The following is an 11823-nucleotide window of genomic DNA, read 5'->3' as shown; positions in this document are numbered from 1 at the left end:
TACAAGTGCGCGAGGCACAGCTCAGAGCCGGACGCAAAGGCATGGGAACGTAGGGCAATGAGACATCATTAAGTGCCGCAGGGGTCATATCTGCTGACTTTGAAGGCGGCATGAGGCCATCTGATTCACATGAGGTTTCTCAGCTGAATGAGCTCAAAATCGACGTAGGTGCGTTGGTTGTTGGAGCACATTACGCTACAGCTGGTGTAAACGTAATGGTAGAACAGATGCCTATCTTCGGCGGATACGCAGGTGGCCTGGAAGAGACCACAATCGTTGATGTCGCTACAACTTTAAACTCATTTGTAATGTTACAGGCCACCTGGCATCTGGATGGGCCGGTGCACGTGCGCTGGGGCATAACAACGACGAGAGAGGCTCTTGCCGTTGCTGGTCACGCAGCTCGTGCCATTGAAGAGAATACCCATCTGATCTTGGGAAATCAGTATTACACTTTAGCAGGTCCCTGCACAGTCATGTGCTTACTGGAGACGGCAGCTCAGGCTATTACGGATACAGTCAGCGGACGAGAGATCTTGTCCGGTGTCGCTGCCGGTAAAGGTGTTGTCACTGACCTCTTTACAGCCATGGAAGCCCGTTTCATGGGTGAAGTAGCCCATGCAGTTGCGGGAATGGATCTTCATGAAGTAAACATTATGTTGGACAAACTAGTTTCCATGTATGAAAAGGATTATAAAACGGCGCCAGCGGGGAAAACCTTCCAGGAATGCTATGATGTAAAGAAACTGGTTCCGACCGAGGAATACATCAAGGTTTACGATGAAGCTGTTAAAATTATGACTGATTTAGGCCTGACATATTGGAATGACTAATTTCAATCAGGCATAAATGCTATTACGGTATTAATCTGTCGGCAGTCTGTGGGTTTTACGCTTATTGACTCAGGGGGGTTCGTAAGTTCGATCTGCGGACTGTTGGCAGATGACGATTTGGAGGGTGGATCGTAGTGATCTTACGGACTCTAAATCCGTACAGTCGGGTGGACTCCGGGACTCTCCGCCATAATGGATTCCGGTATATAGGTGTCTGAAAAGTCTAAACATTGGTATGTCTCATTGAAGTATGTTTAGCACTTGCAGATTCCTATATTTTTTTGTTAATAAATGTGGAACGCCAGTCAGAGCCTGTTCTTTAGCGTCTGGAATTGACATAGTTAAGTAGGAGGCTTACGGAATGCTTGAAACAAAAAAGCAATGTTTTTCTGGATGGTGTTTGTTTAAAAATAAAGTGATACTTTGTTTCGATAGAAGGAGAAGGTAGGTATGAAAAACCATATGATTCGTTTAGATAAGGATCAGGGAAAGGAACTCGCGGAAAAGAATTTTAGAGACATGTGCGGGTATAACAGGGGAAAACCTGTACCCCAGAAAATAATTGAAAGATCATTAAGAAGTTTGGAGGATGTGTACCATCAGCTGGAAATCAAGGCTCTGATCTCAGAATACAAAAAAACTTGTGTTGATGGAATAAATATGCTGCTGGACGGAAAACTGTTTACATGCAATGCTCTTGCTCAGATTCCCACCGAGGAAATTGAGCGAATATACATATACCTGTTAACAGTTGGAGAACTAAATTTGAGCGAAGCCAGTATCCTGAATCAAGTTTACTATGATATGTGGCAAAATGCATACATGGACGCCGGGCAGGAAATATTAAGACAATATTTGCAGGGATTAAGTTGCAATACATACAGGTATGTTTCAGATAATTTTGGACCGGGATTTTTCGGTATGGATATTTCACAGTTGGAGCAATTTTTTGCCATATTAGATGGCGAGAAAATCTGTTTAAAATTGCTCGACAGTGGTTTTATGTCGCCCACAAAGAGTTATGCTGGGTTCTTTCTGATCACAAACAGCATACAAAACTTCGTCGGAAATGATTGCGAGAACTGCTTATCCTCAGGAAAAACCTGTATGTACTGTAAGGCGGGAAGAAAGATGGCATAATAAGTTTATGCAACATACTCAGTTACCTAACTCAATCATTACCACTTGTTGCCGTAAAGCCCCTAGTTTCAACTATGGGGATATAAGGCAATCCATAAAACACTTGTTCTCTGCATAAACCTTTTATGGTATAATATACCTAATATGCTCTTTGAAAATCAAACATATGGGGTTGTGGCAGAAAGGCTGCCGCGTAAAATGTTTGCCGACTAATGTAGGAGTATATTTGGCGAAATGCGAAAACCAAGCAGTAGCCAATTAAGAAAAGCATTGCTTTTTCGTAAACGGTGGGACACATCGGGATAGCTTGTGGGACTGAATCGGGTTGCCGGGCAGGATGAACCAAGAATCCCCTAGATTTATCTACGGGGAGTTGTCAAGCCAAAATACAATATTCAATAGTTCAAAACTATTGACATGTGAAAAATCCTCATATATTGTGATGGTAAGTTAATTCAAGAAAAGCATCGTGCTTTATGAATGACTTATTCGTAAGATATTTTCTCTGAGCAACGGCGCTCTTCGAGGGTAGGTTAGCCTATTCCCTGAAGAGCGTCATTTTTTTCCCTGAGCAACGGCGCTCTTCCGGGGTAGGTTTAACCTATTTCTCAGAAGAGCGTTATTTTTTCTCTGAGTTAGCTGGTTTGCAATGTAAAGAAATGTGGGGTGTATCGTTATGAAGCTAATAACTAAAATTATGAACATTACCAAAGAAATAATTGGAGCATCAAAGTCACTTGCATACACACGCACCAGGTTTTACGGATACAAATATTCTGATTAGTTTTTTTGCAAATGGGTGCTGGATTAGAAATGCTGGCATGATGATTACAGGATTTATATCTAGAATTGGAAAGAGAGGGATTTCCATGCTCTTGCTGGATAAAAATGGACCATTTTTGTATGAACAGCTATTTGAGGCTTTACTGCAGAGTATTATACAAGGTGATCTCAAAACAAACGACGCTCTTAAGCCGATTCGGATATTGTCGGAAGAACTGCACATCAGCATCAATACCGTGAGCAGGGCATATCATCAGCTACTGGCGGAAGGATATATCCGGTCGGTTCAGGGAAGCGGCTATTATGTGGAGAACTTGTTAACTTTACCGAGATCGAGCGTGTTATATAGAAAGGGACAAAAAGAAGTAGTACGGGAGTCTATTGTTCCGCTGAAGTATGATTTCAATTATGAGAGCATCGAGTCAAGTCTTTTTCCGTGGACGAAGTGGAGAAAGTATATGCAGGACGTAATGTTGGAGGAATCCTGTTCCACGAAAATCGCATATGAATGCAACAAAGGAAATGTAGAATTACGGAAAAGTCTGTGCGATTACATCAATAACAGTCGGGGTGTAAAATGCAGTTGGGAGCAAATCGTCATTTCCGCCGGCACACAATATGCTATGGATATTATTACCGAAATATTGCATGAGTTACATGAGAAAGTACATACGATAGGTGTGGAAGACCCCAGCTTTATTGGAATGCAAAGAATATTTACGAATAAAGGATATTCGATCAAAGAGCTTTCCATGACCGATCTAGGGATCGATATTGATGACCTAGAAAACTCGATGTGTCCTCTACTTTACTTAACGCCATCCCATCAATTTCCTACCGGAGTCACTACATCCATGCCAAAACGTTTGCAGATTTTGGAATGGGCGCAAAAGAACCGCGCCTATATTATTGAAAATGATTATGACAATGAGTTTTTATATGGAGAAAAACCCCTTCCCTCTATTCAGTCTTTGAGCACTGGGCAGAATGTAATTTATTTGAGCACATTATCGAAGGTTCTCTCTCCGTCTCTTCGGTGTGCGTATTTTGTTCTCCCATACAAACTTATGGAAATATATGAAGATAAATACAAGTATTATTATTCGGCGCTTCCGACTTATAATCAGAAGGCACTGGCGTATTTTATCAGAGATGGGCATCTCGAAAGACATGTACGCAAGATGTCGCTGTTAAACAGAAGAAAATACGGAATATTTAACAAAGTGATAAAAGAACATCTTGCAGGTGTCGTTAAGATTTTTCCGGTGCCGGCAGGTTCTCATACCTTGATACAAATTCCGGGATGCACGAGTCAAGAAGGTCTGATCACGAAGATGAGATTGAGAGGCTTTGGAATTTATGGGACGAAAGACTATTGGCGGAACCAGCAAAAAGCACCGGAAAACATCTTCCTCTTCGGGTTTGAATCTATGCCAGAAGAAGATCTAGAAGGAGCTTGCATTGAGTTTACTTGTGCATTGAAGGAAATTATTGAAACATTGGAAATGTGATGATTCGGCCGCATTAACAGCCCTAATTTTAACGCCCTAATGGTACAGACGGAAAGAATAAAAAAAGATCGGAATTCAGAGTTCTTCTGTTTTGTTCCGGCAGATCTCCCACCACATAACCCAACAATTAAGAATGATGATGAAATGATTTATTTGATATCTGAAGCGTGTGGAGATTACAAGAGATATCACTGCTTTACGCGAAGATGATCTAAGAAAGATAAATGCGCTTGGCAGAACTAGTGAGAATGCAATGACTATCTATGACGGGCAGGCTCACTTGAAACTATGAAAACCGTCATCACAACATTCCCTGATATGATTGGCGCAATGACCGGCATGATTTGACCTCAGAAGCAGAAACCTTCGGCAGTGAAGTGAAATTCGTAGATACTGAGGCTCCTACAGTAACCAAGGATTTGGTGAGTGACAGAGAATCCGTGGAAACCCTACGTATTCCTTCCCTAAACGAGGGTCGTGCCAAGGTATTCCTAAAAGGGGCGGAACTTGCTGCGCAGTATTATACTGATCGTCCCACTTTTGGCGGAATGCTGGGTCCTTTCTCTCTGGCCGCGGTATTAATGGGGCTGGAAAAAACCTTAAAATCCGTTAAGAAAGATCCGGAATTAGTACACATTTTGTTGGAAAAATACATTCAATACAGCATCAAGTATGCTCAAGCCTATAAAGATATTGGCGCCAATGAAGTGCTTTTGCCTGAACCAAGCGCTGGACTTTTACCTCCCGATTGGTGTGATGAATTTTCTTCTCAGTATGTTAAAAGGCTCGTAGATACTGTGCAGGACGAAGGGTTCTTTATTGTTTTACACAACTGTGGTTATGTTACAAAACTAGTTAATTCAATGGTTAGCACTGGGGCAAAAGGATATCACTTCGGTAATGTCGTTAAAATGCTAAAAATCATCCCCCAAATCCCTGGAGATTACCTAGTATTCGGTAATATTGACCCATCGAGGGTACTGAATGAAGGTACTCCAGAAAGTGTCAAACATGCTACGTTGACCCTTCTAGAAGAGATGAAACCCTATCCAAACTTTGTTTTATCGTCTGGTTGCGATATTCCACCAGGAACACCCATCGCCAATCTGGAGGCTTTTTTCGATACCCTGTCAGAATTTAACAAAGTGAGCATGACTCCTTAAAAAATATCGCCTTATCTAATTTAGCACATCTAAAACGATCGTGACTTATGAGAGGTTGTCCATGAAATAGAAACGAATGTACCCATTAATAAGAATTAGGCCGCCTGACTTTCGAGCAGGCGGCCTAATAAAATAATCATTTGCAAAAGGGATTTGGGCACTTTCCATGTGAACTTTATGAATTAAGTAGGGATGAGCAAAAAGGCTCTTCACATTTTGATACTAAAGTGATATCATATTGGTATTACTTATTGGTACTCAGCTTACCAATTTAAAATAAGTAATCAAAATTTGAAGGAGGATTCATTAAATGATCGAAAAGAAAGCGTGGGCCGTCAACGGTTATCTAGCCTTGATTTTTATGCTCGCCCTCTTGATCGGTGGAATTGCCTTAGTCGTTCAGGTAAACTTAGTGGGTATTCCTCTGATTATCTTGGCCATTATCTTGGCAACCGGGATTTTAGTCGTTCAACCCAATAAGTCCTATGCCCTAGTTTTTTTTGGAAGCTATCTCGGTACCATTCGAGAACCAGGATTGTGGCTTAGTGTCCCGTTAGCGATACGCAAAGGAGTCTCTTTACGGGTTCGAAATTTCAACAGCAAAACTCTTAAAGTCAATGACATTGAAGGCAATCCGGTTGAGATTGCCGCCGTCGTAGTCTTTCGGGTTGTTGATACCGCTAAGGCAATGTTTGATGTCGAGAAATATGAAGAATTCGTAGAAATCCAAAGTGAAACGGCTTTGCGTCACGTAGCAACGCGTTACGCTTACGACCATTTTGACGGAGATGGTTTATCCCTGAGGGGTAATCCTGAAGAGGTATCTACTGAATTAATGAATGAACTCCAGCAAAGACTTAGGCTGGCTGGTGTGGAAGTTAGCGAAGCACGCCTTACCCACCTAGCCTATGCCACCGAAATCGCAGGCACCATGCTGCAAAGACAACAAGCCTCGGCGATCCTCTCTGCCCGCCAAATCATTGTTGAGGGCGCTGTAGGCATGGTTCAGATGGCAATTGAACGAATCGAAAAAGATGGGGTTGTCAAACTTGACGAAGAGCGCAAAGCGACTATGATCAATAACCTCCTCGTCTCGATTGTTTCCGAGCGAGCAGTTCAACCTGTGATTAATACTGGAACGATGTATTAACCAATTCCAATTCAATATCCCTTTAGCATAACGACAATTTGCTAGCGCCGTGCATTAAGCAGCAGATTTACATTGGATGTGGATAACTAATGGCAAGCAAAAAACAGTTCCCCTTACGCCTTGATCCCAAACTTTATGCAGCTCTAGAACGCTGGGCAGCTGATGAATTCCGAAGTGCCAACGCCCATATCGAGTTTTTGCTCCGGGACGCAGTCCGACGTGCAGGGCGTTTGAAGGAGCAAGTTAGCTCTGATGATTCGGAGAATTCAGAAGAACTATAAGAAGTGTTATCACTTTCCTATGATGTTACTAACAAAGCTATTTAAACTGGCATCGAAGATTATATCCGCTGATTTCTTGGGAATGATTAGATTGTTTGGGCACAATAAAAGAAGCTGGCACCTCGAAAAGGTTCCAGCTTCTTTTCAGTTCAAATGGAATTAAAACTCCACCTGAAGTAAGGATTTCTTAATCCGATTAAGCTACTATCTATTCTGCCTCGTTAACAAGCTGCTTGGCGAACTCCCTACCGGCATTAAGCGCTTGTAAATTCAATTCCGCGAGTGCAGGTTTCACTCCCTTACCGCTCTTGGCACACCTCGTCTATCGACTCATAGCAGCCATGGTTAAGGCCATGAACTTACTCCTTGGAGTATCATTTCTTGAGGTTAGAACGATGGGCACTTTTGCCCCAAGGACGATCCCCGCCATTGTTGCTCCAGCAAAGTACACTAAAGATTTTGCTAAAACATTTCCTGCTTCGATCGTAGGAACTAAGATTAAATCCACATCCCCGTTGATCTGACTCTTGATCCCCTTATGTTTCAAGGCGGCTGCACTTACAGCTCCATCCAGAGCTAATGGACCTTCCACGATCGCACCCTGGAATTCTCCGGCTCGACTCATCCCGGCTAAAGCTTCGGCATCCATGGTCGCCGGCATTTTAGTGCTCGCCACTTCATTAGCTGCCAGAGCGATAACCTTTATCAAATCCATTCCAATATCCTTTAAATATAACAAGCTGTTCTCCAAGATTTCTTTTTTTTGCATCAAATCCGGAGCAATATTTATCCCCCCGTCGGACATAAACAGCAAACGAGAAAAACCTGGAACTTGAAATGCGGAAAGGTGACTGAGTAAGCGCCCAGTTCTCAGTCCTCGATCTGATCTAAGCACTGCCCGCAGAAAATCTGCGCTGTTGACTATACCCTTCATTAAAAAATGCGCTCGCCCATCCTCGATGGCATCTACAGCCTTATTGGCGGCAGCAACGGGACATGGTTCCTGAATCAGTTCAGCGTTTTCTAAGTCTAACCCGATATCTTGAGCTAATCTCTTAATCAGGTCAACATCTCCGACCAGAACAGGGGTAATTAACCCTTCATTTTGGGCTAATTTGATAGCTTCTAAGATATCTTTATCAGCAGCAGAAGCCACTGCAACCTTTACCCGACCTATGCTCTTCGCTCTTTCTTGTAGAGATTCAAATCCGCTAAATCGCACTTTTTTCACTCCATTTTTATCCTTCGTAGATCAAGGCTTTTTCTTCTCCTCTAAGGACTCTTAAGGCACCCAAGGCCAAAGCTTCCATCTCTTCTTCACCTGGTACTACTACAACAGGAGAAATAAATGAGACACGACGAATAACTTCTTGAGTGATAAATTCAGAATGAGCGAGTCCACCCGTTAAAACAATTCGATCAACTTCTCCAGCCAATACGGTGGCCATCGCGCCAATTTCCTTAGCCACTTGATAACAGAGGCCTTCCAGTACAAGTTTGGCGTCCGAGTCCCCTACCTTCATTCTCTGCTCAGCTTCTCGTGCATCTTTTGTTCCAAGGTAAGCGAACATACCGCCTGTTTTGAGAAGTTTAGTCAGCATTTCCTTTTCCGAATATTTGCCGGAATAGCACAGTTTGACGAGTTGAAAGGAAGGTAATGTCCCACAGCGTTCGACTGAATATGGACCCTCATTATTGGCATTATTAACATCCAGCATTTTCCCTTTGCGGTGTGGGGCGACTGAAATCCCCCCCCCTAAATGCGCGATAATTAAGTTCAAGTCCTGATATGTTTTCCCGAGTTCTTGGGCTACTTTGCGGGCAACAGCCTTCATATTTAAGACATGTGATTGACTTAAGCGAGATAATTCCGGAAGTCCGGAAAGCCTCGCTACCGGTTCCATTTCGTCGACTGACACAGGATCCACAATAAAGACTGGAACGTTGATTCTTTGCCCCAGGTGATAGGCAATAATTCCACCTAAGTTAGAAGCATGTTCCCCACCGGGTGCATTATGTAACGTGTCCTCTAAGGAGGCATCCACCAAATAGGTGCCCCCCACTAAAGGATTGAGTAAACCACCCCGTCCCACGATCCCCTCAAAAACATCTAAGGGTGTCCCATGATCGTCAATCACTTCTAAAATCTGCTCGATTCGATATCCGTATTGATCTCCGACACGGGTAAACGCGTTAATTTCACTGGCTGCGTGATCAATTCCATATTTCCAAAGGCAAGTCTCGTTTTCGTAGGCTGCGATTTTTGTAGAAGTTGAACCTGGATTAATGGCGAGTACTTTCAAAACATAACCTCCTTCTGAAAAGCATCCTTTAATTATATCATAAAATGTCGAAATATTAATAATTTAGTCTCACGTAAACTCAGGGCTAGAATCTTAGAAAGAATCATAGATTTTAAAGTGTAATAATTGATTTTACTTTTTACACAATAGCTGAGTTGTATCTCATCCTGAATGCCAGCAACACTGTTCATCATAGCTTAGTTGTTAGCTAAACTTAAGGATTAAATTCATGAACCGAAAGGAGCGGAATCTATGAATAAAATTATGAAAAAACCCTCTACTGATCTTTTACCGGTTCCCAATGTCTTGGTCACGTCTCTTCTCGCGGGGTATGATCCGAACATCATAACGATTGCTTGGACAGGAATTCTAAATTCCGAACCCCCAATGCTCTACATAAGCCTCAATCCTGTTAGACATTCCCACAAGTTGATTAAAGAATCGGGTGAATTTGTGATCAACATTCCGTCAGTATCCCAAGTGAACGTCGTAGACTATTGTGGTCTTGTTTCCGGACGGGATGCCAACAAATTTCTTGAAACAGGGTTAACTCCCTACTCGGCTACCTATGTAAAAGCACCGTTAATAGCCGAATGTCCCGTAAATCTCGAGTGCAACGTCAAGAACGTCATTTTCCTCGGTAGTCATGACGTCTTTATCTCCGAGATTCTAGCGATTCATTACAATGAAGATGTGCTTGATTCTCACGCCCGTCCCGATATTGACAAAATCCAGCCCTTCGGATATTGCCTGAGAGAATACCGTTCCATTTCCGAAAAGCTAGGTTCTTTCGGTTATTCCAAAAAAATAAGCCTATAGATAATTAGGCTAGCGCCCACGAAGACACTGTCTTCGCGCGTATTAGCCTTCTTGCAGACACTGTCTTCGCACGTATTAGTCATTCTGTCAGCCTGAGCGAAGACGGTCGCCTTAACTGCATTTATGCTCGTCAGAAAGTATATAACATAAAGTTATTCTTTCTGACGAGTATAAGAAAAGAAGGCGTTCCTACTGGTAAATTATTACCAAGGTAGAGAACACGCCTTCTTTTTTGGTTTCATAATCTAATCATGATCTAATGGAGTGATTTGCGCTTAGCATCAGCTACTACTATTTTCTTACTGCGTTTAGGGAGCGATTACGCGCCGAGCCCCAAGATAACGCTTAGACCAGTAAGCGTCTGTCATGTCATCGTAAGAAACTCCGCCTGAGGACGAATGAATCATAGTATTTTTCCCAGTGTAGATTGCAACATGAGAAGCTCCAGAGTGATAAGTACTGAAAAATACTAAATCACCTGGACGTAAGTCAGAACGCGAAACTGAAACTCCATTTAAAAACTGCTGCTCAGAGACTCGACTCAAGGTTATCCCAAAATGTCGGTATATGCTCTGGGTGTATCCTGAGCAGTCAAAACCCGGTGATGCTTTCGTCCCCCCCCAAACATAGGGTGTACCTAAAAACTGAGCGGCATAATTCAGAATCTGTTGCACTCCACCTGAAACTTGAACAGTACCAGCCACTCCTGCGCTAGAATCAGCCCCACTAGAGGAGTGAGTTGGAGTCTTAGCAGCATACGCTGCCTCGAGTTTTTCTTGTTCAATTAATTTTTCTATTCGACTTACCTTGGCCTGGGCAGAAAGAGCAGCGTTCATGATGGCTTTCTCATCTGTACTTAATTGAGCTAGAATAGTTTGTTGCTTATCTAACACCTGCTGCACAGATTGCTGTGTTTGAGTTGTCCCCTGTATTGCAGCTTGAATCGTATCCTTTTTTTGATTGATAAGTTCCTTTTGGCTATTCAAGGCTTCGCTCAACACGATCAGATTATCATGCAGCTTACCATAGGATCCTACAAGCATCTGAATATTTTCAGCGCGATCCATAAAATCCGCTAAGTTTTCGGCTTCAAACAAAACTGCCAAATACGTCGTAGCACCCTCTTCGTAGTTATTCCTTAAAATGTGCCCTAATGCTTCAATATTCTCTTTTCGTTGTTCCTCAAGTTTCTGCTGCTGTTCTTCCAGCTTTTTAAGGTTACTTTGTTCCTCAGTTAATTTTGCTTGGTCTCGGGCAATGCTACTATTTAAAACCTCAACGGATTGCTTAAGTGCTTGCACCTGTTGGGTTACACCCGCCACCTTAGCCTTTTGTTCACTTAAGACCCCATTTATTTGATTAGCTTGCTGTTTGGATTGATTGAGTTGTTGTTGTAAGTTTTCAGCTCGCACAGGAATTGATGACGCTACTAAAAGAAAGACTCCTATGATGCTGACTAAGGTAGTCTTCTGTATTAGATCTCTATTATTCATCTCAACAACTCCTCTAACTCCCCTAATCTATCTAAGATTTCTTCAAGTATATTCGTCATAAAACCCCGAAATCCCTTGTTTAGTTAGCCAGAAAGCAACAAATAGGCAAAGTTCTATACAAGGAACTTTGCCATCCTTAACCGTGACATCCATGATACAGTGCAGTAGCATGGGCTCTAAGGGTGCAAAAAACCACCTCATTAAGGAGCTGGTTTTTTTGCCATTCTGTCTGAAATTATTTATAGTTTAGATGCAACACGTCCCTTACCAAAAAATCGATCCCTTTGGAAGGGTTGGGTAGTTGTACTCCAACTGTTTGTAGTGATGTTAGTATGAATGCTAAAAAA

The 11823-nt window shown here is 42.5% G+C and carries 9 protein-coding genes and 1 pseudogene; 7 read left to right on the top strand and 3 right to left on the bottom strand.

Features of this window, described 5'->3' with window-relative positions; genetic code table 11:
* Positions 1–65: 65 nt before the first annotated feature.
* From JL57_RS16415 to JL57_RS16390, 6 genes and pseudogenes are all read left to right on the top strand, one after another.
* A pseudogene (locus tag JL57_RS16415) lies at positions 66–833 on the top strand (monomethylamine:corrinoid methyltransferase); the annotation flags it as partial.
* Positions 834–1283: 450 nt separating this feature from the next.
* Positions 1284–1973 carry a vitamin B12 dependent methionine synthase gene (locus tag JL57_RS16410; protein ID WP_034143093.1) on the top strand — a complete coding sequence of 230 codons (690 nt, stop codon included), beginning with the start codon at positions 1284–1286 and terminating at the stop codon, positions 1971–1973.
* 737 nt (positions 1974–2710) lie between these two features.
* Positions 2711–4267 (top strand): PLP-dependent aminotransferase family protein, encoded by a 1557-nt coding sequence (locus tag JL57_RS16405; RefSeq protein WP_291300178.1) that lies wholly within the window; start codon positions 2711–2713, stop codon positions 4265–4267.
* A gap of 344 nt (positions 4268–4611) precedes the next feature.
* Complete coding sequence (locus tag JL57_RS16400; RefSeq protein WP_291300177.1) at positions 4612–5430, top strand: uroporphyrinogen decarboxylase family protein; 819 nt, start codon at positions 4612–4614, stop codon at positions 5428–5430.
* A gap of 310 nt (positions 5431–5740) precedes the next feature.
* The gene (locus tag JL57_RS16395; protein ID WP_034143092.1) at positions 5741–6580 is read left to right on the top strand and encodes an SPFH domain-containing protein; all 840 of its coding nucleotides are present in this window, start codon (positions 5741–5743) and stop codon (positions 6578–6580) included.
* A gap of 89 nt (positions 6581–6669) precedes the next feature.
* Positions 6670–6861 carry a hypothetical protein gene (locus tag JL57_RS16390; protein WP_034143091.1) on the top strand — a complete coding sequence of 64 codons (192 nt, stop codon included), beginning with the start codon at positions 6670–6672 and terminating at the stop codon, positions 6859–6861.
* Positions 6862–7183: 322 nt separating this feature from the next.
* On the opposite strand, the gene JL57_RS16385 is transcribed toward JL57_RS16390, so the two are convergent.
* Complete coding sequence (locus JL57_RS16385) at positions 7184–8092, bottom strand: bifunctional enoyl-CoA hydratase/phosphate acetyltransferase (protein ID WP_291300176.1); 909 nt, start codon at positions 8090–8092, stop codon at positions 7184–7186.
* A gap of 7 nt (positions 8093–8099) precedes the next feature.
* The gene (gene buk, locus JL57_RS16380; RefSeq protein ID WP_034143089.1) at positions 8100–9164 is read right to left on the bottom strand and encodes a butyrate kinase; all 1065 of its coding nucleotides are present in this window, start codon (positions 9162–9164) and stop codon (positions 8100–8102) included.
* Between the two features lie 252 nt (positions 9165–9416).
* On the opposite strand from buk, the gene JL57_RS16375 reads away from it, so the two are divergent.
* On the top strand, positions 9417–9983 hold the full coding sequence (locus JL57_RS16375) for a flavin reductase family protein (RefSeq protein ID WP_034143088.1): 567 nt from the start codon (positions 9417–9419) through the stop codon (positions 9981–9983).
* 308 nt (positions 9984–10291) lie between these two features.
* Here JL57_RS16375 and JL57_RS16370 read toward each other — a convergent pair whose 3' ends face one another.
* A complete protein-coding gene (locus tag JL57_RS16370; RefSeq protein WP_034143087.1) occupies positions 10292–11476 on the bottom strand; it encodes a C40 family peptidase in 1185 nt (394 codons plus the stop codon).
* Between the last annotated feature and the right edge of the window lie 347 nt (positions 11477–11823).

This window comes from Desulfosporosinus sp. BICA1-9, assembly GCF_000802135.1.
The sequence above is the reverse complement of the archived record's forward strand: the minus strand, read 5'-3'. Positions and strand labels throughout refer to the sequence as shown.

Excerpts from the sequence above, each read along its gene's own strand:
- JL57_RS16410 (WP_034143093.1), top strand. The coding sequence starts at position 1,284 with ATGAAAAACCATATGATTCGTTTAGATAAGGATCAGGGAAAGGAACTC.
- JL57_RS16395 (WP_034143092.1), top strand. The coding sequence starts at position 5,741 with ATGATCGAAAAGAAAGCGTGGGCCGTCAACGGTTATCTAGCCTTGATT.
- JL57_RS16390 (WP_034143091.1), top strand. The coding sequence starts at position 6,670 with ATGGCAAGCAAAAAACAGTTCCCCTTACGCCTTGATCCCAAACTTTAT.
- JL57_RS16375 (WP_034143088.1), top strand. The coding sequence starts at position 9,417 with ATGAATAAAATTATGAAAAAACCCTCTACTGATCTTTTACCGGTTCCC.
- JL57_RS16370 (WP_034143087.1), bottom strand. The coding sequence starts at position 11,476 with ATGAATAATAGAGATCTAATACAGAAGACTACCTTAGTCAGCATCATA.